Origin of the sequence: Novacetimonas pomaceti (assembly GCF_003207955.1) — a bacterium.
Taxonomy (GTDB): Bacteria; Pseudomonadota; Alphaproteobacteria; order Acetobacterales; family Acetobacteraceae; genus Novacetimonas; species Novacetimonas pomaceti.
This window is the reverse complement of record NZ_NOXG01000016.1, coordinates 37,572-60,607: the sequence shown is the minus strand read 5'-3', so window position 1 is coordinate 60,607 and position 23,036 is coordinate 37,572. Positions and strand designations below refer to the sequence as shown.

Sequence of the window (23,036 nt, the reverse complement as noted above, 5' to 3'; positions counted from 1 at the left end):
AGCAGAATATCGTCAATATTCCAGATCGGGCTCCTGTGGGATGACTGAATTCTACAAAATGACCCGAAATTGCCTCAAGTGTGAGAAATCCGCGTCGATCCCGCGATCCGACGGCGGCGTGCCAAGGTCGGCCGAACGCATCATGCCGCTGATCGATCCGTTCAGGGCGCCCCCGCCACCACCGATGGCGATGTCATTCGCCATGCCCGGGGACATCGGCGGACCCTGCGGCGGCACCATCGCATGGCGCACCGCCTGTCCGCGCGTGGCGGTGGCCGAATGTCCCTCCGCCTTGGCAAGGCGCTGGCGCAGGGCGCTGATCTGTCCCGACATTTCGCGCCGCATTTCCAGCATTTCACGCTGCAGGGCCTGGATCTGGGCATCCTCGGCGGATGCCGCGTGGGCGTGCTGGACCGGCACGACACTCCATAACGCAGAAGAAGTCAGAAACAGCGAAACCACGGACCGGCGAATCATCTGGATCATTCCGTAAATGAAAGATGATTGTGATGTAGTGCGCGTTTACTTTTTTGTGTGTTATGTTTCCAAGACAGTTTCGTTACCGTTTTATGACATCAACGGGCATGAAAAAACCTGCCCGGAAACGGGCAGGTTTATCGCGATTATTTCCCGGCGACATTACATCGGCGGTATTTTATTTCGCATTGTCCCACTGTTGCAGGATATCGGTCTTTACATTCGCGGGAACCGGGACGTAATCCAGACGATATGCCGTCTTGTCCCCCGCCTGCAGCGCATGGCCAAAGAATTTGCGCACCGCCGCGCCATGTTCCGTGCCGCTGACCGGCACATAGACCAGCACATAGGTGGGCGAGACGATGGGCCACGCGCCCTCGCCCGACGTATCGATCAGGTCAACCGCGAAATGCGACGCGTCCTTCCAGTCGGCGGCTTCGGCCGCGCGGCTGAAACTGTCCAGTCCGGGGGCGACATACGCGCCGCTGTGGTTCTTCAGCTTTACCGTCGCCATGTGGGTGTTGGCGGCGAAGGCGTATTCCACGTACCCGATCGCGCCTTCGGTATTGCGCACCGATGCCGCCACGCCGTCATTGCCACGCGCGCCGATCCCGCCGGGCCACGCGATGGAGGCACCAGCCCCCTGTCCCGTTTTCCATTCCGGCGAAACCCGCGCGAGATAGGCGGTAAAGACCGCCGTCGTGCCCGACCCGTCCGCGCGATGCACAGTGGCGATGGCGGTGTCAGGCAGGCTCAGCCCCGGATTGCAGGCCACGATCTTCGGGTCGTTCCACTGCGTGATTTCACCGCGATAGATGGCCGCCAGCGTCGGGCCATCCAGCTGCAGCTTGCCCGGTGCGATGCCCGGCACGTTGACGACCGGCACGATGCCGCCCATCACCGTGGGGAACTGGAACAGGTGCGCGGCCTCCAGCTTCTGCGTGTCCATCGGCACGTCGGAGGCGCCGAAATCCACCGTCCTGGCAAGGATCTGGTTCTGCCCCGCGCTGGATCCGACGGTCTGGTAATTCAGGCTGATACCGATCGCGCCACGACTTTCCGCGCCCCACGCGCCATAGATGGGCGCGGCAAAGCTGGAACCGGCCCCCGTGATGTCGGCGGCATGCGCCATGACAGGGACGGCGGTCGCCAGCAGCGCGCATGTCAGGAATCGGACAGGAAAAGACATAATACTTGTGTTCCCCAATACAACAACCGGATACCGAGTGAATATCCAGCGAACGCAGGTGAATATAATGGTGAAATGAAGGAACAGGATTATATCTGCGTGACAGTTTCATGACACTATTATGACAGTCCCGGGCGGCATGGCCCCAGGGACCGGGCCAAAACATCCTGTATCCATAAGAAAGTTTCTGGTGAAGCTTTTATCTAAAAAGCTTCGAAAGGACGCCGCCTTTTCAGATAAAAAGGCGGCACCCAAAAGCTTTTAATACTTTTTTCTCAATGACCCGGTTTCAAACAGGCCTTACAGCCCCTGGTCCGCGATACCGCCGCGCGGGCGCATGACCGGCAGGATGCGGCCCGTGGCGGCGTAATAGACGCGTTCGCAGATATTGGTGGCGTGATCGCCAATGCGCTCCAGGTTCTTGGCGACAAACAGCAGATGGGTGCAGGGCCCGATGTTGCGCGGGTCTTCCATCATGTAGGTCACAAGTTCGCGGAACATGGAGACATAGAGTTCATCGACCGCCATGTCCGACTGCCACACGCTGCGCGCCAGTTCGGAATCGCGCCGGTCCATGGCGTCGATGGTGCGACGCAGGTTTTCCTGTACCATCCGTCCCATGCTGAACAGCCCCGTCATGGAAACGGGATAGGACAGAAGCTCGCTGCGCAGGGCACGGCGCGCGATCGACGTGGCGCAGTCGCCGATGCGTTCAAGGTCGCCCGAAATCTTCAGCGCCGCCACCACCTCGCGCAGGTCGCCCGCCATGGGCGCGCGCAGCGCAAGCAGCCGGATCACCAGTGCCTCCGTCTGGCGTTCAAGGTCGTCAACCTTGGGGTCCAGTTCGGGAACCTCCAGCGCCGCGACCTCGTCATGGTCGGCGACGGCGGCAATCGCCTGCGCCGTCTGGCGTTCCACAAGGCCGCCCATCTGGCTGATGAGGGAGCGCAGATGTTCCAGCTCCTGCTCGTAACTCTGGACCGTATGTGCTGATTCGTGCGGCATCATCAAGGGTTCCTGTCTCAGCCGAAGCGGCCGGTGATGTAGTCCTGCGTCTGCTTTTCCCGTGGCGCGGTGAACATCTGGTCGGCGCTGTCGACCTCCACAAGCCGGCCCATGTAGAAAAAGGCCACGCGATCGGCGCAGCGCGCCGCCTGCTGGAGGTTGTGCGTCACGATGGCGATGGAAAACTCACGCTTGAGCTCGTCCAGAAGCTCCTCGATCCGGGCGGTGGAGACGGGGTCAAGCGCGCTGGTCGGTTCATCGAGCAGGATGACCTCCGGCCGGGTGGCGATGGTGCGCGCGATGCACAGGCGCTGCTGCTGCCCGCCCGACAGGGCGCCGGCCGACGCGCCAAGGCGGTCCTTGACCTCCGGCCACAGGGCGACGCGGCGCAGCACGTCCTCCACCCGCTGGTCCATTTCCGCGCGGGAGATGCGTTCATGCAGCCGCACGCCAAAGGCGATGTTGTCGTATATGGACATCGGAAACGGCGTCGGTTTCTGGAACACCATGCCGACGCGCGAACGCAGGACATTCACGTCCACGCCCGGCGCGATGATGTTGCGCCCGTCGAAAATGACCTCCCCCGTGGCGCGCTGCCCCGGATAGAGGTCATACATGCGGTTGAGCACCCGCAGCAGCGTCGATTTGCCGCAGCCCGACGGGCCGATCATGCCCGTGACCTGGCGGACGGGAAAATCCAGCGAGATCCCCTTGAGCGCATGATTCGCGCCATACCAGAAATCGAGGTCGCGTATGGACAGGGCGGGGTCGGCCGTGACCTTTGGGGCAACGTCCGCGATGACAGTCATGTTCATTATCGTGCAGATCCATTACGCAGAAGCCACCAGCGGGCGAGGATGCTGGTCGCAAGAACAGCAGCGGTAATCAGCAGCGCGCCGGTCCACGCCATCTGCACCCAGTCGTCATAGGCCGATCCCGCGTACTGGTAGATCGTGACGGGAAGGCTTGCCATCGGGGCGTTCAGGCTGGTGGACCAGTTCAGGTTGCCGAGGGAGGTAAACAGCAGGGGCGCGGTTTCCCCGGAAATGCGCGCCAGCGCCAGCAGGATGCCGGTCATGATGCCGCCCCGCGCCGCGCGCAGGCAGATGCTGGCGATCACCCGCCATCCCGGCGCGCCCAGCGCATAGGCCGCCTCGCGCATCGCGCGCGGGACAAGGCGCAGCATGTCCTCGGTCGTGCGCACGACGACGGGGATGAACAGGATGGCAAGGGCGAACACGCCCGCCCATCCCGAAAAATGCCCGGCAGGTTCGACAAAGATCAGGTAGACGAACAGGCCGACAAGGATGGAGGGCACCGAAAGCATCATGTCCGACACGAACCGGACCAGCGGGACGATGCGCCCGTCGCGCGAAAACTCCGCCAGGTAGACGCCGGCCATCATGCCGACCGGCGTGCCGATCAGCGCGGCCAGCCCGGTCTGTTCCAGACTGCCGACAATGGCGTTCGCAAGGCCGCCGCCGGTGCCGGGGGCTGCCGTACTGTGCAGGAAGGTGGGCAGCGACAGCCCCCCCACGCCGCGCGCGACCAGCGTCCACAGGATGGAAAACAGCAGGTACAGGACCACGATGGTCGCCCCGCCGCACGCGATGCCGACGGCGCGGTCGACCACGCGGCGACGGATCGCCTGCGCGCCGCCACGCTGCCAGCCGTTGGCGGGCATGGCGGCCGGACCCGCCGCAGCCACTCCGGGGAGGGATGTTTCAGCCGGCATTGGCCGTGCCCTTTCCTTATTCCGCCGCGCCGCGCCGCAGGAAAATGCGCGAGCAGGCCAGCGTGATGAACGAGATGATCATCAGGATCGCGCCCAGCGCCAGCAGCGCCGACAGCTTGAGGCTTCCGGCGGGGCTTTCGGGGAATTCCAGCGCGATCAGCGACGCGATCGTGTTGCCCGGCGCGAACAGCGACCATCCCATGTGGTTGGCGTTGCCGATGACGAAGGTGACGGCCATCGTCTCGCCCAGCGCGCGGCCGGTGCCCAGCATGATGCCGCCCATGACCGCCTGTCGCGACCATGGCATCACCACCTTGCGCATGACCTCCCACCGGGTCGCGCCCAGTCCGAAGGCGCTTTCCTTCAGCACGGCGGGGATGGAGACGAAGACATCCGTCATCACCGAACAGATGAACGGCGTCACCATCAGCGCCAGCACCACGCCCCCCGTCAGCAGCCCGGTGCCATAGGGCGCGCCACTGAACAGCAGCCCGATCCCCGGCACATGGCCCAGCAGGTGCTTTGTCGCGGGTTCGACATGGTGCGCCATGAACGGCACGACGATGAAAAAGCCCCACATGCCAAAGATGATTGACGGCACGGCGGCAAGAAGCTGCACGGCGGTTTCGATCACCCGCGCCAGCGCCGGGGGCGCCATTTCCACCAGCCAGAAGGCCACGCCAAACGCGAACGGCACGGCAAAGACAAGGGCGACCAGCGTGGTCACCAGCGTGCCGAAGATGGAGGTCGCGGCGCCGAAATGCTGCGAAACGGGGTTCCATGCCGTGCTGGTGAGGAAGCCCGGCCCGAAACTGGCGAGCGCGCGCCATCCCCCCGCGACAAGGACGATCACGATCCCCGCCATCACCAGAAGGATGGACCATCCCGCCATGCGCGCCAGCAGGCGGAACACGACATCGCCCCGGCCACCGGGCACGACCCTGTCGCGCGCGGGAGTATCCGAAGCTGTCAGTGGGGGCATGTATTGCGCCATGTCTTTTCCTGATATGCGTAACGCAGGGTCAGGGTTAGACAACATCAGGCCACAGGATCAATAATAATCCGGAAATGCATGTGTGAAGTTTTTATGACAGGACGCATTTTTACTGTCATAAAAACTTCATTTATTTCCCACCACCCGCGACATGACGGACATGCCATCCCGGCCTGAAATAACCCGCTGTCGGAAAAGTAATAAAAGTTTTTGGGTGCAGACTTTTTCCAAAAAGTATGCGTTCTTTCAAAGCTTTTTGAAAAAAGCTTCACCAAAAACTTTTTCAGTAAATGAATGATGCCTCAGCCCGGCGCGTCAAGCAGCGCACGCACGAGATACAGGCACGACATCGCGGCCTGCATGTCGGATGCCGCCTGCGGGGCGGGGTCCATCGCCCGCGCGTGCGCCATCCGGCGTTCGACAAGCGCCAGCGTGTCATGCGCGCGCACGTCGCCACGGCCCCACCGATGCAGGAACACCGCCAGCGCCTGCCGGGCGGCGGGTGGTATCCGGTCGCGGCGGGCGATATCGCGCAGGACGATGACACTCAGCCCCAGCGTCATCGCGCGCAGCTGCGCGCGCATGTATGCCTCCACCCTGTCGGGCGGGATGCCGGCGGAATTGCGCAATATGCGCACAAGGCTGCCCGCGCAGGCCGCCAGCCACTGGTGCGGCGACGTGCGCGCCCGCGCGCCGCCCAGGTCACGCAGCCGCCGCGCCGTCCATGCCGCCGTGCGCCGCATGTGGGAATCAACGCGGAAAGGCACGATGGCGCGATAGGTCAGGATCGCGAACAGGATGCTGCACAAGAAGGCCATCGTCCCGTTCAGGAACGCCACCTCGTCAATGCGTCCCTGGTTCATCGGCCCGATCAGCACCGGCAGGAACATGTTGAACGAAAATGCATATCCCGCCGTCGTCGCGTTGCGCGCCGCAAGGCCACCGATGGTCATGGGCACCAGCAGCGCCATCACCAGCATTTCCGGCGCGGTGATGGCGGGAATGACCCAGAACGCCATCGCGGTCGCGATCATGGCACACCACAACGCCCCCTTGAAAAAGGGCATGCCCGCGATGACCGGGTTTTCGCGCGTGGCCAGAAGGCCGTACACCAGCGCGAGGAAGGAAATGAAGGCCGGTCCCTGCGGCCAGGCCGTTACCTCCCACACCAGCCACGCGCCAATGATCGCGCAGCACGCCCGCGCCCCGTTCTCCACCGCCTCCAGCGCGTGGCGGCGTGAGATGACGCGAAAGCGGAAATGGTCGTGGCGTACCGGATTGTCGCTGGCAAGGATCCGCGACAGGGCGTTTCCCACCTCCTCCAGCAGTTCGGCGAACAGGGCGGCCATGGCCGGATCGGCCGCCACCGCCTGCCGGTCGCGCCATGCCCGCCGCAGGCCATCCACCCGCGCGCGCAGCATCGCGGGCTCCGCCGCCCCATCACGCAGCAACGCGCCAAGTTCGCGCACATACGGACGCATCCCCGGCGCATGGGCACGCGCGCCCAGCAATATCGACAGCCCCCGCGCCCGCGCCAGCATGACCAGCATCGCCGCAAGGGCGGCGCGGGCATGGTCGCCGGTCCTGCTGCCGGGTTCAAGCTCCAGCTCGCTGAATTCGACCTGGCTGTTGAACGCCACCAGTTCGCCCAGCGTGCGGCCCATCACGGCGGACGGCACCTCGCCCTCCAGCAGGTCGGCCACCCGCGCGGCCGTGTCACGAAACGCCCGCATCAGCCGCGCATGCAGAAGCTGGCGCGCATGCGGCGCGACGGAGGGCATGAACATCACCGCCAGCGTCGCCTCGCACACCACGCCAAGGATGATGTAGCTGGTGCGCGCGACGCTGATGTCGAACACATGGTCGGGTTCAAGGATCGCGCCCGTCGCGATGATGGCCGAGGTAAACCCCGTCAGCACAAGGCCATAGGCACGGTAATTGTCCAGCAGCGTCGCCCCGGCGCAGCACAGCCCGATCCAGATCGCCAGCGCGCAGAAAAACAGGCCCGACGCCTGCGGGAACGCCGCGATCAGCGTCATGGCCGCGACCGATCCCAGCAGCGTGCCCGCCACGCGCCAGCGCGCCTTCGCCAGGCTTTCCCCGCGCGAGGACTGCGCCACCACCCACACCGTCAGCGGCGCCCACTGGGGGGAGTCGAGTTCCATCCACATGGCGATCAGCAGCGAAAGGATCGCCGCCAGCGCGGTGCGCACCGCAAAGGCGAAATCCGCCAGCGTCGGCGCGTACAGCCACGAAAGCCGCCGCAGCACATGCGGCATGGCGGGGGGCGTGGCGTCATGTGGGCGGGCGTGCGCTGTCATCACGGCCCCGACCATGCGAAGCACCCCCGCGCGGGTCCAATCGTTTGTTCTGATGACGTGATAAAGGCCGTTTATGACGGGATGGGATGGGGGCACCCCGGTCAGGGTGCTTTTTCCGGGATGTCCTGAAAATTCCGGGGAAGTTTCTGGTGGAGGTTCTTGCAGGAAGCTTCGGAAGATGCATCCTTTTTGAAAAAAGGCTGCACCCAAAAACTTTTATTACCATCAATAAGTTGTTTTCGGGCACGCTTGCGGACTGGCGCGATGCGAAGATGTGATGATCCGCGTCCGGCGCGCGATGTTACGGATGGCGGCAGTGATGGCACGTGGAAAGTAAAGTCCTTTGTCCTGTTGGTTGCGGGTTACGTTCGCGGTGTTCGCGCTCCCTGTCCTGGCCTGTTCCCCCCTTTCCGCGCAGAGCGTCCCCAGCGTGAACCTGTCCGGCGTGGTAATCCGGCCCTATGCCACGGACCAGCTGGACGTGGGCGGATTTGCCGGGTCGGCCCCCACGCCTATGGGCACGGGGGCGCGTGGCGCGCGCCTGCGCAACGGCGTGCGGGTCACGATCCACAATCAGGTGGAAATCGGCGCGATATGGGATTTCGGCCCCGCCCCCAACGGGCAGATGCGCCTGTTCGAGGGACAGGTATCGTATGTGGGGCTTAAACATTTCGTCTTTACGGCGGGGATTTTCAAACCCAGCTTCGGCCTTGAATCCATGCAGGCGCAGGGCGACACGATCTTTGTCGAACGTTCCAGCATTTCCACGATAACGCGTAATCTGGCGACGGGCATCGAACGTCAGGCCGTGCAGGCCGAAACCTATGGCAGGCGTTACCATTTCGCCATTTCGGCCACGGCGGGCACGGCAGGTCCCGGCGATAACGGCAACCAGCGCGGCATGGCGTTCCGCCTGGTGGGCCTGCCGGTCAGGACGCGTTCCCTGCTGGTGCATCTGGGCATTTCGGGGGAATGGGTGTTCCGCCCGGCCTCCGTCCCCGGCGAAAGCCCGGCACTGTCCTTTGGCGACAGTCCCGAAATCAATCCCGGCACCGTGTCGCAGTACCTCCATACCGGGCAGGTCCGCGCCGACAGCGCCGGGGCCTTCGGGGCGGAGGCCGCCGTGGCGTGGAAAAGGCTGCTGTTCCAGGGGGAAGGATACGACATCCACGTCAACAGCCGCGCGAACGGCGCGGGTTACGGGCGGCAGCTGGACTTCCATGGCTGGTACGGCGATCTTGCCTATACCATCAACGGGCGTCCGCGCGCGTGGAAGGGACGTTCGGCGGCGTTCTCCTCGCCTTCATGCGACACGACGCAGCATGTGCTGTGCCACGGGTACGGCGTGCTGGAGGTCGCGGCACGGTATTCGCAGGCGGACCTGCAATCCGCGCCCGTTTATGGCGGCGACCAGAAAACCGTGTCGCTGGGGGTCAACTGGTGGCCCACCGACATCATCCGCATGACGCTGCAATACGAATACGGGCGCATCGCGGGCGGGCGGGACCCGGAACATTTCCATGGCGTCATGTCGCTGTTCCAGGTCAAATTCTGACCATTCCCGCATCGCGTTCCGGGAAATCGTATGACGGGGGCACGATCTTTCGAAATGACGTTTCGCGGCCCGGCGCCATGTCCCGGCGCGTGGGCTTTTGCGATTACCCTGATGACGCGGGATGAACAGGTAAAACGTCATGTTCCCATTACAGGCATGGCGAGGTTCACATGCATGTGGATAAAATAATAACGGGGAAACTTTTCAGGTATCCACCGCGATGAATACATAAGATGTGTCAGGCCGGGATGTTTCCAAAAATGTGGCATATACGCCCAGATAGTGTCCATAGTGTAATGGTATGTAACAGCCCTGTATTGATGTACAGTCATGACAGGAAACCAAAGACATCACGAAATCCCGGCCGTGCATTCAGTAATTGCGTATTGCGGCACCTGGCATTATTATCACCGTAACGGTTGAAGTTTTTCTATATCTTTTATGTGAATGGTGAAAAATTGGACAAAAAAATCATTCAGAACTCTGAAATCATGTCGATGACAACCGATATCGTTTCAGCGTACATGGCCAATAACAGCCTGCCGCCCGAACGCGTGCCGGAACTGATCCGCAATGTCTTTGACGCGCTGGGCCGCACCGGCACCACCGCCGGGGAAAAGGCCGAACCCCCGCAGCCCGCCGTGCCGATCAAGAAATCCGTCTTTCCTGACTACATCATCTGCCTTGAGGACGGAAAGAAGCTCAAGATGCTCAAGCGGCATCTGGACCGCGCCTATGGCATGACCCCGGACCAGTATCGTGAAAAGTGGGGACTGCCGCCCCATTATCCGATGACGGCCCCCAATTACGCCGCGAAACGTTCCGCCCTTGCGCAGCAGAGCGGTCTGGGGCGCAACATTACCGCCAGGACCGCGCCCATGGAAAAAAGCCCCGTGGAGAAAAGCCCCGTGGAGAAAAGCGAGGAACCGAAGTCGAAATCACGTGGCCGCCGCAGGAAAAACGCGCAGGACTGAGACCATCCCCCGCCGCGTCGCCGCGCGGGCCACGATGACGCCAGCGCGCGGCGAAAAGGCATGACAGGGGGAAAAATTGCGGCGGGAAATGGCAGCGGCCCGGGCCGCATGGACAGCGGTCGCGCCAAGGCATCGCATTCGCCCGGTCGCATGCACGCGCATCCTGTCCGCATCCCATGCCTGCCCTGTTTTCGCGCCATGCGCGCAAAGGATCCCCGGCAGGGCCTCTTCCGCTCAGGGGGCCGGGAACAGCTGCCCGCCCAGAAGCCTGCGCTCATGCTCCGTCAGGGCATCGGCCAGCGTGTAATGATCCAGCACCGCCATGAAATTGCCCAGTGCCTCGTCCAGCACCCCGCGCAGGAAACAGCCACCGACCAGCAGGCATGGTTTTGACCCGTCCGCCGGCGGGGGCTGCATGCAGGCGACAAGGCCGATATCTTCCTCGGTATAGCGCACGATGTCGCCCAGCCGGATTTCCGCCGCCGGGCGGCCAAGGCGCAATCCCCCCTTGCGCCCGCGACTGGTCTCGATAAAGCCGCCGCGCCCCAGCCGGTGGATGATCTTCACCAGATGGTTTTCCGAAATGCCATAGGCCTGCGCGATCTCGTGGATGGAGGTCAGGCGGTCCGTATGGAGCCCCAGATAAATCATTGTTCTAAGGGCATAGTCGGTATGCAGGGTCAGACGCATCCGCGGTAGGTATCCCAAGATTGACATCCTTTGCCAGCGATATAAAAGATGTGCGGATTACACATCTTAAAACGGAGTTCCGCATGGCAAGCCCACTTGATGACAGGACCCGCGCGATCATCAGCGCCTGCGTCCCTGCGCTGCAGGCCCATGGCCTTGCCATCACGACGGAAATGTATCGCCGCCTGCTGTCCAATGCGGACATTCGCGGCCTGTTCAACATGTCGCACCAGCGCGACGGGGAACAGCCACGCGCGCTGGCGCTGGCGGTGCTGGCCTATGCGCGCAACATCGACAATCCCGGCGCGCTGTCGGCCATGGTGGAACGGATCGCGCAAAAGCATGCCGGCCTGAACATCCTGCCGCAGCATTACCCCTATGTGGCCGAGGCCCTGCTGGGCGCGATCGCGCACGTGCTGGGCGACGCCGCAACGCCCGAGATCATGGAGGCATGGGGCAAGGCTTACTGGTTCCTGGCCGAAATCCTGATCGGGCGGGAGGAACAGATTTACGTCGCCCACGCGGCGGCCCCCGGCGGATGGGTCGGCTGGCGCGCGTTCCGCGTCAGCGCCCGCCGGGCCGAAAGCGCGGACGTGACCTCCTTCGAACTGGTGCCGCAGGATGGCGGCCCGGTGATGCGCCACGTGCCGGGGCAGTATCTCGGCTTTCGCCTCGACGTGCCGGGAACGGGGGAGGAATGCCGCAATTACAGCATCTCTTCCGCGCCCGATGACCGGCATTACCGCATCAGCGTGCGCCGCATCGACAAGGGCGTCGTCTCCGACTGGCTGCATGACAGCGTGGCAGTGGGAACCGTCGTGCAGGTTTCCGCCCCGGCGGGCGATTTCACGCTGGACAGCCCGCCACAGGATCCGATCGTCTTCCTCAGCGCGGGCGTGGGCCTGACGCCGTTCATTTCCATGCTTGGCGCGCTGGACGCGGCGGGAACGACGGGGGCGGCGACGCCAGTGCGCTACATCCACGGCACGCGCGGCCCGAAGGCGGAGACATTTGGCGATTATATCCGCGACCTTGCCGCGCGCGGGCGGATCCGCGCGGACATCTTCTACAGCCGCGAGGCCCCGCAGGCGGGATCGGCCCCGGCGGGCGTGACGTGGCATGACGGGCGCATCACGCCGCAATGGCTGAAGGGCCAGATCGATCCGCGCGCGACCTGTTACATATGCGGCCCCGACGGCTTCATGCGCGACATGATCGCCACGCTGAAGGAAGCCGGCGTGCCCGAGGCACGGATCCGGTACGAATTCTTCGGCCCCGCCGCCGACGCGGCGCTGGCGGGATGACGGATGCGCCCGTGATACGGACCAGGCGGGTTTACGACCCGCCCGGTCCCGACGACGGCCGGCGCGTGCTGGTCGATCGCCTGTGGCCGCGTGGCATCAGCCATGAACGCGCGGACCTGACGCTGTGGCTGAAGGACATCGCGCCCAGCACGGAACTGCGCAAATGGTTTGGCCACGACCCGGCCCGGTGGGAGGAATTCCGCGCCCGCTATGTCGCGGAACTGCGCGCCAGTCCCGACGCCGTGCGCCAGATCCTCTCCCTGCCCGGGCGGGGGCCGATCACCCTGCTGTATGGCGCGCGCGACACCCGCCATAACGAGGCGGTCGTCCTGGCGGATTACCTGCGCGGGCTGGAAGGCACGGGGACGCCATGATGACGTCGCGCGCTGCCCATGCATGCCTGTCACGCGGGCGGGACGCCCGGACCGGCGGGGTTGTCTGCGGGTAACGACAATGGGATCATGCGCGCGTCCCTGCCGGAGTTCGCCTGATGCCAAAGCCCCCCGTCCCGCCAACATTCACGCGGTCAGATTTCACGCAGGCCGATTTCGTGCGGGTGCGCGGGGCGCGGGAACACAACCTGCGCGATGTCAGCATCGACGTGCCGCGCAACACCATGGTCGTGTTCACCGGCGTGTCGGGATCGGGCAAGTCCTCGCTGGCGTTCGGCACGCTGTATGCGGAGGCGCAGCGCCGCTACCTTGAATCCGTCTCCCCCTATGCCCGGCGGCTGTTCCAGCAGATGCCGGTGCCCGATGTCGATACGGTCGATGGCCTGCCCCCCGCCATCGCCCTGCAACAGCAGCGCGGCGGCAGTTCGGGGCGTTCGTCGGTCGGCAGCATCACCACGCTGTCGAACCTGCTGCGGATGCTGTATTCGCGGGCCGGGACCTATCCCCCCGGCCTTGCGCGGCTGGAGGCGGAATCCTTCTCCCCCAACACGCCCATGGGGGCATGCCCGCGATGCCACGGGCTGGGCCGCGTGCACGAGGCGACCGAGGCCACGATGGTTCCCGACGACAGCCTGTCGATCCGCGAACGCGCCGTCGCCGCATGGCCCACCGCGTGGCAGGGACAGAACCTGCGCGACATCCTGATCACCATGGGCATCGACGTGGACTGCCCATGGCGCGACCTGCCGCGCAAGACACGCGACTGGATCCTGTTCACCGACGAAACCCCCACCGTCCCGGTCTATCCCGGCCTGACGCATGCGCAGGTGCAGGCCGCGATCGCCAGCGGGGTGGAACCCGCCTATCAGGGGACGTTCACCGGCGCGCGGCGTTACGTCACCCAGACATTCGCCAATTCGCAGAGTACCAACATGCGCAACCGGGCGGCGTCGTTCATGATTTCCACCGACTGTCCCGTCTGCCATGGACAGCGCCTGAACCCCGACGCCCTGCGCGTCACCTTCGCGGGAATGAACATCGCGACCATGGGCGCGCTGCCGCTGGGCCGGATCGCCGGGGTGCTGTCGGCGGTGGCGGACGCACCCGGCACCCCCGACGACGACGCCATCGCGATCGCCGCGCGGCGCATCGCCGCCGACATGATCGCGCGCATCGACGTGCTGGCGCGGCTGGGGCTGGGATACCTGCAGATGGATCGCGGGGTGCAGACCCTCTCGCCCGGCGAATACCAGCGACTGCGCCTTGGCACGCAGATCCATTCCAGCCTGTTCGGCGTGGTCTATGTTCTGGACGAACCGTCATCGGGGCTGCACCCGGCGGATACGCAGGCGCTGCTTGCCGCGCTGGAGAAGCTGTGCGCGGCGGGCAATTCGCTGTTCCTTGTCGAACACAACCTCGACGTCATCCGCCATGCCGCATGGATCGTCGATGTCGGGCCGGACGCGGGGGAACGTGGCGGGGAAATCGTGTATTGCGGACCGCCGGCGGGACTGCGCGATGTCGCGGCGTCGCGCACGCGCGGATACCTGTTCGCCACGTCGCGGGCCATTACCCGCACGCCGCGTGCGCCACAGGGGTGGCTGCGGCTGGATGATGTGCGGTGGAACAACCTCGACGGGCTGGACGTGGCCTTTCCGCTGGGGGCGTTCACCTCCGTCACCGGGATATCGGGATCGGGCAAGTCGTCGCTGGTCAGCCACGCGCTGACGCTCATCGTGGCGCGCGCGCTGGGCCAGGCCCTGCCCGTGGCGGACGAGGAGGAGGACGCGGACGCGCCGCCTGCCCCGCAGGCCGAAATCCGCCAGCCCGAGGGACGCGTGGTGTCCGGGCTGGAGGGGATCGGCCGGCTGGTGGTGATCGACCAGAAGCCCATCGGCCGCACCCCGCGTTCCAACCTTGCGACCTATACCGGCCTGTTCGACACCGTGCGCAGGCTTTATGCCCGCACCGACCTTGCCCGCGCGCGCAGGTACGATGCCGGGTGGTTTTCCTTCAACCTTGCCAAGGGACGCTGTCCGCGCTGCCAGGGGGCGGGGTCGGTGATGGTCGAACTGCTGTTCCTGCCCAGCGTCCATGCCCCGTGCCCCACCTGCCACGGCGCGCGTTACCGGCCGGAGGTGCTGGAAGTCACGTACCACGACCGCTCCATCGCCGACCTGCTGGCGATGAATGTCGATCAGGCGCTGGAATTCCTTGCCGACGTGCCCGCCGCCACGGCCGCCCTGTCCACCCTGCAGCGCAGCGGGCTGGGCCACCTGCGGCTGGGCCAGCCCGCGACCGAACTGTCGGGGGGCGAGGCACAGCGGATCAAGCTTGCCACCGAACTGCACAGGCAGCGCAGGGGCCATACGCTGTACGTGCTGGACGAACCGACGACCGGGCTGCACCCGGCGGACGTGGACCGTCTGGCGGCCCACCTGCATGAACTGGTGGACCAGGGGAATACGGTGATCGTGGCCGAACATGACATGCGCATGGTCGCGGGCGGCGACTGGGTGATCGACATGGGACCCGGCGCGGGGGAAGACGGCGGCAGGATCGTCGCCGCCGGGACGCCGCGTGACGTGGCGCATGCCCCCGGCAGCGCCACGGCCCCGTTTCTTGCGCAATATGTTGGATAGACATTTGATAAAAAGTTTTCTGGCATCGCCTTTTTTCAAAAGGGCAGCGTTTCCTGAAGCTTTTTGCAAAAAGCTTCACCAAAAACTTCTTTAACCCTTTATGGTGTGGAATGTTTCCCGCCTTTTCCTGACCTGACTGACATGCCGTGTTCCTGCGCCAGCTGACCTACCTGATCGCCCTTGACCGCTTCCGCCATTTTTCGCGGGCGGCGGAACATTGCGGCGTCTCGCAGCCCGCGCTGTCGGCGGGGATCCGGCAGCTTGAAAACGAACTCGGCGTATCGGTCATCCAGCGCAACCGCCGTTTCCTCGGCCTGACGGCAGAGGGACAGCGCGTTCTGGCATGGGCCAAGCAGACGCTCGCCGCCCTTGACGGCCTGAAGCAGGAGGCCGCGTTCGCGCAGGACGTGTCGGGCGGGTCACTGTCGATCGGGGTGATGCCGCCCGCGCTGCTTGGCATCCCGCTGCTAATGGAAAGCTTCCGCGCCGCCATCCCCAGCCTGCATCAGGAAGTGCGCTCGGCCGCGGCGGGTGACATCGCGCGGATGCTGCGTGAACATCAGGTGCATCTGGGCGTCACCTATCTGGACCAGATCCCCCCGGGCGATGCGTTCGAGGTACGCCCCCTTTACGCCGAACAGTACGTGCTGGCCGGCGCGACGTCCGCCCCCGTCCCGACCGGCAAGCATTGTGGCTGGGCGGAGGTCGCGTCCATCCCGCTGTGCCTTTTCACGCGCAACCTGCGCTGCCGGCAGATCATTGACGCCGGTTTCCGCGACGCGGGCGTAACGCCCACCATCATGGTGGAAACGGATTCCATCAGCCTGCTGCATTCCGAACTGCGCGCCGGACGGCTGTGCAGCATCCTGCCAGTCGCCGCCCTGCCCGAAACGGTGGGCGGCGCGGGGCTGCGGACCTGTCCCATCGTGCCCTGCCCCGCGCCACAGGTGGGCGTCGTGCGCCTGCGCCAGCCCAATCCCTCCGCCGTGCTGGCACGGATATGGGAGGTCTGCACCCACCTGCGCGCGGACGACATCTTCCACGTCTGAAAAGACGTTTCAGGAAAACACCATCCACTCACCTGCAGAACTCCTGAAAATCCACACTCAATGGGCTAAACTGCCCACGTGAACCGTCCCGGACAATGCTTACCCATGCCAGCCCCAAACTTTTTTCATGATGGCGGATGTGTCGTGGATGCCCCGGAAAAATCATCGGGATTCAGGAAAGTTTCAGGGACAATTCGACATCTCCGTCAAAAGGCAACGAAAGATAGCCCGCGGACGCGCATCGCACGCGCGCCAGGTATTCGGGGCTGTAATCGGCATTATCCGCGACGACCATGGCGCCGGGGCGCAGCCTGCCTTCCAGCAGGGCGAGGATATCGGGATAGAGCGGCTTTGCCCCGTCAAGCAGCACGAGGTCGATGCTGTCCGGCAGGTCGGTGGCAAGCGTGTCCAGCGCATCCCCCGCGCGGACTTCCACAAGGTCGGCCAGCCCCGCCTCGGCAAGGTGCTGGCGGGCGCGTGCGATCTTGGAAGGTTCGAATTCGGTGGTAATCAGCCTGCCGCCGCCATTGTCGCGCAGGGCGGCGGCAAGATGGATGGCCGAAATGCCGAAGGATGTTCCGAATTCGACAATGTTTCGCGCCTGCATGGCGCGCGCCAGCATGTAAAGCAGCGTCCCCGTCCCGCGCGAGACGGGAAGCCAGAGATCCTTCGCCAGACCATAGAATTTCAGGTAATCGGCCCTGCTGCCGACCAGGCGCCGCAGTTCCTCGCGCGGCAGTTCGGACAGGACAGGGCTTGATGCCTCATCCGCCTCGACGAACAGGCGCGCCAGCAATGGCGCGACGGGTGCGGCAAGCAGGGTCGGGGCGGTATCGGTCGGGGGCGTGTCAGGGGTCATGACGTGATCCTTGCTCAATGTCGGATGCGGGGAATGTCCGCCGGTCTTGCGTGTCCCTGAAAATACGATTAATCCATCGCGTTTCCTATTCGCATTCCCGGAAACGCCATGACCGGTCGCCCCGCCCCGCGGATTTCCGTTCGCAAACAGCCCAGTCAGGCGCGTTCCGCCGGGCTGGTCGCCGCGATTCTCGACGCGGCGGTTCACGTTCTGGCAAAAGAAGGCGCCGCGCGTTTCACGACGGCGCGCGTGGCCGAAAGGGCTGGCGTCAGCATCGGCTCGCTCTATCAGTATTTTCCGAACAAGGCCGCGATCCTGTTCCGCCTCCAGACCGATGAATGGCGGGAGACGACCGGGATGCTGCGCGATATCCTCGAAGATGGTCGCCATCCGCCCCTGCAGCGCCTGCGCAGGCTGGTCCATGCCTTCATCCGTTCGGAATGCGCGGAGGCATCGGTCCGCATGGCGCTCAGCGACGCCGCCCCGCTCTATCGTGATGCGCCGGAGGCGGCCGGGGTGCGACAGGCGGCGGATTGCATCATCGCGCGTTTCATGCGCGAGGCCCTTCCCGACGTGCCGGATGCCACGCGCGACCTGGCGGGGGAACTGATCGCGACGACATTCGGCGCGGTGGGGCGGGAGTTTTCCCAAACGCCCCGTACCGATGCGCAGATCACGGCTTATGCCGACGCCATGGCCGACATGTTCACGGCGTACCTGACGCGCCTCGCCAAGGGAATGGAACCCCGCCCCTGACAGGTCATCAAGTCCAAAAGTTTTTGGTAAAGCTTTTTTCAAAAAGCTTTGAAAGACGTCGCCTTTTTGAAAAAAGACGACACCCGGAAACTTTTGGACTTTTCAGCAACAGGGTATTTCGCCCCTAAAACTGATCGGACAGGGAATAACCCGCCACGACATTGTCGAGCATGGCGTCCAGTCCCTCCCGCAGCAGGGGATCGACCCCATGGGCGACATGGGCGCGGGCGCGTTTCTTGATGCTGTTGGCCACGCGCAGGTTGATGGGCTGCGTCGTGCCTTCGCGCAGGACATCTGCGATGGATACCTGGCGTTCATGGGCCGTGCGCACCAGCTGAAAGGCAACGTGGTTCAGGATGTTGCCGAATTCGAACTGCCCGAAGCGCGAGCGGCAGCGCGTCATTTCGCCCAGTACCTCGATATATCGGTCGATGACCGGCCGCGTGGTGTCCTGACGGAAATACAGCGTGTGGTATTTCGCCGCGCGCGCATGTTCAAGGCGCGCGTCGTGCCATTCGCCCAGCGGCTCGCGCCCGGTTTCGACCATGCCGTGACGCGCCCGCGCGGCCAGGCATGCGGACACGAAATCAGGGTGCCCGGCATCGTCCCATTCCGCCATGTGTGGCGTATCGGCGGCGTGCAGGGCAAAGCGGAAGCGCCGCTGCCCGTCGAGGCCGTACAGGATCGGCGTGCCCCCCCGGCACAGCGGGTCCGTGCCCAGCACCATGACGTGCGACGGATCGTCGCGGCGCATGTGGTGCTGCCATGTCAGCACGTCGAACAGGGTTTCATCCGTGGCGACGCGGTCGATATGGGCGTGGATATGGGCCATGAAGCGCGTCGTCGGCATGCCCGCGACGCGCGGGGCGGCGAAATCCATCCGCCACCACGTGGCTGCCCGCAGCAGGTGAAACGCCAGCGCGTTGCGCAGTTCCAGCAGTTTTTCATCCACGCTGACCTGTTCGCACAGGGCCGAGACCATGCCGAAGCGGTGCGTCAGCTGGCTGATCTGGCGGGTCATCGGCGTCCACGGATTGAAATAGTCAACCAGAACGTCCGGGCGGGAATGCGTCAGGTGCCAGGTGTCGCGGGTGCTGTGGGTTTCGCGCATCGTAAGATCCTTCTTGGCCCCTGGCGGCAGGTCCGTCGGGCAGGGAGGGTCAGCAGGCGGAAGTACGGGACATAACGGTTGATGTGGCCCCCGGACATGCGGGGCGGGTATGGCGTGGCTGATGCGTCCTTCCCGGTGGCAGGAAAGGGACAGGCGTGGGCGCGCGCCACGTGGCGTCGCGGTCGCATCATCGTCCCGGGCATCTGGTTCTTCGCCCTTCGCCGTGCCGCCGGGGCTACCGCGATGGGGGATGTCCGGGCAATGATGTCCCTTATCGTTTATTGATAACAGTTCTCAACAGCAAGTTAAAAATCGGACAGGTCCGTTTTTTCTACATGCCCAAAAATGGCGGCGCATCGGGGCATGCCTGTCCGACATCGGGGCGGGGAACAGGAAATTTCATGATGGATATGCGCGATTCCGCCCCTCGCGGGCAGGGTGGCCTGCCTGCCGCTTATGCCGAAACCATATATAAATCCGCAAATTCATAAATATTTTTGGGGATGTTGCGTCTCGTCATGCGCATTTGTGAAAAAATATATACCATTATACAGGGGAATTCGTCACCATTCCCTGAATGTCACGGAAACTTACACAATATTACTTGGGCGGGGCCTGTCACAGCCCCACCGCCCGTCGCGCCCGGCGCAGGACCAGACGGTCAAGTTCCACGATGGCGCGTCCCGCCACGGACGGATCGGTATGCTTGACGTCAATCAGCGTGACATCCCCCGCCGCCGACAGCGTGTGCATCCCGTCGTCATATGGGGCGAACGCGGGTGGTGGCGTCAGGGGCGGCCCTGCCTCCGCCCCGAAGCGATCAGGGGTCAGCAGCGTGACATGCAGCGGCGTGATCGCCCCGCCATAGGTCCGGGCGCAGTCCTGCGTCGGCAGCACCAGCCCGGTTTCGGTCACGATGGGCGTGCCGCCGGGGCGCGTGCTGCGGATGTCGCGGCGCACCGGGTTGCCCGGATGCGGGTGCCACGGTCCCGTCAGGCGTTCGGCCCACGCGACATGCAGCAGGCTGATGCGGTCGGTCGCACACTGCCCCCACGGGGCGTAAAACAGCCACCATCGCCCGTCATGGAATATGGGCGACGCATCGACAATGGCGCCGGGGAAGCAAAAATCGGCCACGCGTTCCCAGCGATAGGGAAAGTCGATGGCGCGGTACAGATGCTGCTGCCCCGATTTTCCCGATTCCGGCATCATGTAAAGCGTGCCGTCCGTATCATGCACCATCACCGGATAGGACAGATGCCATGGTTCGTTCAGGACCGGGCAGTGTTCAAGCAGCGTCAGGTCGCGGTCGAACACGAACACGTCGATGCGCCCGACCTTGACGCGGTAATCATAGGCCTCGGCAAAGAGGTACAGGCGCCCGTCGCGCCACACGCCAAACGGATCGGCGATGAAACGGAACCGCCCCGGATTGTCCAGCCACGTGACCTCATGCCCCGCCACGCCGCCATCGCGCAGGATCTGCGCCATCGGGGCGTGGACAATGCCGGTGCGCCAGATATCCGTCCGTCCAAGTCCCATGGCTGTCTCCTCTTTCGTCTGTCCGCGCCGCGATGGCCTGCTGGTGATGCGGGATTCTATCACGGATGGCGCGCGGGACCATGGCCGGGACCATTTTGAAACATCCCCTGAATCAGATGGAAGTTTTTGGTGAAGCTTTTTTCAAAAAGCTTCAGAAGAACGCTGCCTTTGTGAAAAATGCAGCACCCCGAAACTTTTTGCTGTCTTTACGTCAGGCACCTGTTTTCAGACGTTCATTTAACGCCTTGCGTCCCGACAGCATCAGCGCCGTATCGGACTGCGGCGTGTGAATGCGTCCGCACAGCACATCGCGGTAATGCCGTTCCAGCGGATTATCCTGGCTCAGCCCCGGGTTGCCGATGGCCGCGATGGCACGTTCGGTGGCACGGATCGCGTTTTCGGTCATGACGTATTTGGCCAGGTTCGCGTCGGCAAGGTCGAGCGTCCCGCCCTCCTCCCGCGACAGGGCATGCGACAGGACGGCCGCGTTCGACATCAGCAGCGAGTCGATTTCACCCAGCAGCATCTCGAAACGCGGCAGCGTCGCCAGCGGGCGGCCCAGGGCGGAGGGCACGCGTTCATGCAGGAACGACACCAGCCAGTCGCGTCCCGACCGCGCCACCGCGTCATACAGCGCTGCGACAAGGATGGCGTGCCATCGCGCGGTGAAGCTGTCGCCGTCCTTCCACGCATCCGGCGGCCGCAGGTCCACGATCGCGTCGTCGGGCACGGTGACGTTGTCGAAGATGACCGTGTTGCTGCCGGTCGCGCGCATGCCCATCTGGTGCCATGTCGGCTCGATCCGGATGCCCGGCGCGCGCATGTCCACCAGCACCTGCCCGGTGCGGAAGGGATCTTCGTCCGTGCTGACCCATGCCAGCCCCCAGCGCAGGGCGGTCGAGCCGGTGGAATAGATCTTGGTCCCGTCCAGCCGCCACCGCCCCGCCTCCCGCCGCAGGCGCGTCGCGGGCCGCCCGCCGCGCGATGGCGTGCCAAGGTCGGGCTCCACCCGCAGGGCGTTGAGCAGCGCGCCCTCGCGCACAGCACTTTCCCCGACCCTGCGGCGCAGGTCCTCCGGCCATGTGGCGGCAGCGGCGATGGCGGCGTGCTGCAGGTACTGCATCGCCACGATCAGGGCCGTCGACGGGTCGCCACCCGCCAGCGTCGCCACGACGGTGACAAGATCGCGCAACGGCGCCCCACGCCCGCCATGGCCGACGGGAACGCTCAGCCCCAGCAGCCCGGCCTGGTGCAGTTCCGCCAGGTTTTCGGTCGCGATGTCGCCGCTGCGGTCATGGGCGGGGGCACGCGTGGCGAAACGCGCCGCAAGCTGGCGCAGGCGGGCCAGCGTGGAAGCGTCCAGCGTGGAGGGATGCTGCATCGTCATTGTCCTGCGGTGGTGGGGGACGGGGCCCATCCTATGGCATGTCCGCCCGGATTGCATGCGGCGCATTGCACGTGATGCGTCGCAGGGCCGGATCATGGAGGGCCGGCACGGCGCGACACGCCCGTAGCGCGGGTGTGCATTTACAAGGACATGCGTGCTGCGATATCGGAAAAGGGAGAATGGCGCGACGTCCTGAGTGGATTTTTCGCGCCCGCATGCCGGGAGGATTGATTGAGCACCACCACACAGACGCGTCGCCGCACCATCCGTGACGTGGCCAAGGGCGACGTGCCGGGCGTATGGCTGACGGCCTATACCGCCCCCGTGGCGCAGCGGCTCGACCCGCATGTGGATGTCATGCTGGTGGGGGATTCGCTGGGCATGGTGGTCTATGGCCTGCCCAGCACGGTGGGCGTCACGATGGACATGATGATCGCCCATGGCGCGGCGGTTGTCCGTGCCTCGCACCGCGCGCTGGTGGTGGTGGACATGCCGTTCGGCTCCTACCAGGAATCCCCGGCGCAGGCCTTTCGCAATGCCGCGCGCATCATGGCGGAAACCGGCTGCGGCGCGGTCAAGCTGGAGGGCGGGACGGAAATGGCCGAAACGGTGCGTTTCCTGACGCAGCGTGGCGTGCCGGTGTGCGGGCATGTCGGCCTGATGCCGCAGGCGGTCAACACGACCGGCGGTTTCCGCACGCAGGGCCGCGACGCGCAGCAGGCGGCGAAGGTCCGCGCCGACGCCCACGCCATTGCCGAGGCGGGCGCCTTTGCCGTCGTGATCGAGGGCACGGTCGAACCCGTGGCGCGTGAGATTACGACATCGCTGTCCGTGCCGACCATCGGGATCGGCGCGTCCGTCGCCTGCGACGGGCAGGTGCTGGTGGTCGATGACCTGATCGGCGCCTTCGGCGATTTCACGCCCCGCTTTGTCCGTCGTTATGCCGAGGTGGGGGCGATGATCGACGATGCCGTCGCGCGTTACGCCGATGACGTGCGCCACCGCCGCTTCCCCACCGACGCGCAGTGTTTCGGAACCGGCCGCTAGGGAATGA

At 64.6% G+C, this 23,036-nt stretch carries 21 protein-coding genes; 9 read left to right on the top strand and 12 right to left on the bottom strand.

What is annotated here, in order from left to right; translation table 11 throughout:
- Window positions 1-51: 51 nt before the first annotated feature.
- From CFR71_RS11805 to CFR71_RS11775, 7 genes are all read right to left on the bottom strand, one after another.
- Window positions 52-477, bottom strand: a complete 426-nt coding sequence (locus tag CFR71_RS11805) for a hypothetical protein (RefSeq protein WP_133251143.1) — start codon at window positions 475-477, stop codon at window positions 52-54.
- A 178-nt stretch (window positions 478-655) separates the two neighbouring features.
- Window positions 656-1,666, bottom strand: coding sequence for a phosphate ABC transporter substrate-binding protein PstS (gene pstS / locus CFR71_RS11800; protein WP_110531335.1), 1,011 nt, complete (start codon window positions 1,664-1,666; stop codon window positions 656-658).
- A gap of 300 nt (window positions 1,667-1,966) precedes the next feature.
- Window positions 1,967-2,671 (bottom strand): phosphate signaling complex protein PhoU, encoded by a 705-nt coding sequence (gene phoU / locus CFR71_RS11795; RefSeq protein ID WP_206057816.1) that lies wholly within the window; start codon window positions 2,669-2,671, stop codon window positions 1,967-1,969.
- Between the two features lie 17 nt (window positions 2,672-2,688).
- On the bottom strand, window positions 2,689-3,486 hold the full coding sequence (pstB, locus tag CFR71_RS11790; RefSeq protein ID WP_110531330.1) for a phosphate ABC transporter ATP-binding protein PstB: 798 nt from the start codon (window positions 3,484-3,486) through the stop codon (window positions 2,689-2,691).
- Complete coding sequence (pstA, locus tag CFR71_RS11785) at window positions 3,486-4,406, bottom strand: phosphate ABC transporter permease PstA (protein ID WP_110531328.1); 921 nt, start codon at window positions 4,404-4,406, stop codon at window positions 3,486-3,488. Before pstA ends, pstB begins: the two co-directional genes overlap by 1 nt.
- 16 nt (window positions 4,407-4,422) lie before the next feature.
- Complete coding sequence (gene pstC / locus CFR71_RS11780) at window positions 4,423-5,400, bottom strand: phosphate ABC transporter permease subunit PstC (RefSeq protein ID WP_110531326.1); 978 nt, start codon at window positions 5,398-5,400, stop codon at window positions 4,423-4,425.
- A 302-nt stretch (window positions 5,401-5,702) separates the two neighbouring features.
- Entirely contained in the window at window positions 5,703-7,679 is a 1,977-nt protein-coding gene (locus tag CFR71_RS11775) for an FUSC family protein (RefSeq protein WP_110531324.1), read from the bottom strand.
- Window positions 7,680-8,094: 415 nt separating this feature from the next.
- Here CFR71_RS11775 and CFR71_RS11765 point away from each other — a divergent pair, with 415 nt between their 5' ends.
- Together CFR71_RS11765 and CFR71_RS11760 are read left to right on the top strand one after the other, a co-directional pair.
- Entirely contained in the window at window positions 8,095-9,276 is a 1,182-nt protein-coding gene (locus CFR71_RS11765; protein ID WP_239019169.1) for an OprO/OprP family phosphate-selective porin, read from the top strand.
- Between the two features lie 491 nt (window positions 9,277-9,767).
- Window positions 9,768-10,250, top strand: a complete 483-nt coding sequence (locus tag CFR71_RS11760) for a MucR family transcriptional regulator (RefSeq protein WP_110531362.1) — start codon at window positions 9,768-9,770, stop codon at window positions 10,248-10,250.
- Window positions 10,251-10,484: 234 nt separating this feature from the next.
- On the opposite strand, the gene CFR71_RS11750 is transcribed toward CFR71_RS11760, so the two are convergent.
- The gene (locus tag CFR71_RS11750; RefSeq protein WP_110531318.1) at window positions 10,485-10,940 is read right to left on the bottom strand and encodes an RrF2 family transcriptional regulator; all 456 of its coding nucleotides are present in this window, start codon (window positions 10,938-10,940) and stop codon (window positions 10,485-10,487) included.
- Between the two features lie 83 nt (window positions 10,941-11,023).
- Here CFR71_RS11750 and hmpA point away from each other — a divergent pair, with 83 nt between their 5' ends.
- From hmpA to CFR71_RS11730, 4 genes are all read left to right on the top strand, one after another.
- Window positions 11,024-12,244 carry an NO-inducible flavohemoprotein gene (hmpA, locus tag CFR71_RS11745; RefSeq protein WP_110531316.1) on the top strand — a complete coding sequence of 407 codons (1,221 nt, stop codon included), beginning with the start codon at window positions 11,024-11,026 and terminating at the stop codon, window positions 12,242-12,244.
- Window positions 12,241-12,618: a DUF488 domain-containing protein gene (locus CFR71_RS11740; protein WP_110531314.1), complete on the top strand. Its 378-nt coding sequence runs from the start codon at window positions 12,241-12,243 to the stop codon at window positions 12,616-12,618. The genes hmpA and CFR71_RS11740 overlap by 4 nt, the downstream gene beginning before the upstream one ends.
- 116 nt (window positions 12,619-12,734) lie before the next feature.
- Complete coding sequence (locus tag CFR71_RS11735) at window positions 12,735-15,278, top strand: excinuclease ABC subunit UvrA (protein ID WP_110531312.1); 2,544 nt, start codon at window positions 12,735-12,737, stop codon at window positions 15,276-15,278.
- Window positions 15,279-15,424: 146 nt separating this feature from the next.
- On the top strand, window positions 15,425-16,327 hold the full coding sequence (locus CFR71_RS11730) for a LysR family transcriptional regulator (protein WP_110531310.1): 903 nt from the start codon (window positions 15,425-15,427) through the stop codon (window positions 16,325-16,327).
- Between the two features lie 172 nt (window positions 16,328-16,499).
- Here the strand turns inward: CFR71_RS11730 and CFR71_RS11725 are convergent, their stop codons facing one another.
- A complete protein-coding gene (locus CFR71_RS11725; RefSeq protein ID WP_110531308.1) occupies window positions 16,500-17,186 on the bottom strand; it encodes an O-methyltransferase in 687 nt (228 codons plus the stop codon).
- A gap of 108 nt (window positions 17,187-17,294) precedes the next feature.
- Here CFR71_RS11725 and CFR71_RS11720 point away from each other — a divergent pair, with 108 nt between their 5' ends.
- A complete protein-coding gene (locus tag CFR71_RS11720; RefSeq protein ID WP_110531304.1) occupies window positions 17,295-17,942 on the top strand; it encodes a TetR family transcriptional regulator in 648 nt (215 codons plus the stop codon).
- Between the two features lie 124 nt (window positions 17,943-18,066).
- Here the strand turns inward: CFR71_RS11720 and CFR71_RS11715 are convergent, their stop codons facing one another.
- Window positions 18,067-19,053 carry a hypothetical protein gene (locus CFR71_RS11715; RefSeq protein WP_110531302.1) on the bottom strand — a complete coding sequence of 329 codons (987 nt, stop codon included), beginning with the start codon at window positions 19,051-19,053 and terminating at the stop codon, window positions 18,067-18,069.
- A gap of 78 nt (window positions 19,054-19,131) precedes the next feature.
- Between CFR71_RS11715 and CFR71_RS11710 the strand changes: the two genes are divergently transcribed.
- Window positions 19,132-19,338, top strand: coding sequence for a hypothetical protein (locus tag CFR71_RS11710; RefSeq protein ID WP_133251142.1), 207 nt, complete (start codon window positions 19,132-19,134; stop codon window positions 19,336-19,338).
- A gap of 333 nt (window positions 19,339-19,671) precedes the next feature.
- Here CFR71_RS11710 and CFR71_RS11705 read toward each other — a convergent pair whose 3' ends face one another.
- Together CFR71_RS11705 and CFR71_RS11695 are read right to left on the bottom strand one after the other, a co-directional pair.
- Window positions 19,672-20,595 carry a glucosamine inositolphosphorylceramide transferase family protein gene (locus CFR71_RS11705; RefSeq protein ID WP_110531298.1) on the bottom strand — a complete coding sequence of 308 codons (924 nt, stop codon included), beginning with the start codon at window positions 20,593-20,595 and terminating at the stop codon, window positions 19,672-19,674.
- 211 nt (window positions 20,596-20,806) lie between these two features.
- On the bottom strand, window positions 20,807-21,976 hold the full coding sequence (locus CFR71_RS11695; RefSeq protein WP_110531360.1) for an acyl-CoA dehydrogenase family protein: 1,170 nt from the start codon (window positions 21,974-21,976) through the stop codon (window positions 20,807-20,809).
- Between the two features lie 237 nt (window positions 21,977-22,213).
- On the opposite strand from CFR71_RS11695, the gene panB reads away from it, so the two are divergent.
- Window positions 22,214-23,029, top strand: a complete 816-nt coding sequence (panB, locus tag CFR71_RS11690) for a 3-methyl-2-oxobutanoate hydroxymethyltransferase (protein WP_110531294.1) — start codon at window positions 22,214-22,216, stop codon at window positions 23,027-23,029.
- Window positions 23,030-23,036 lie beyond the last annotated feature (7 nt).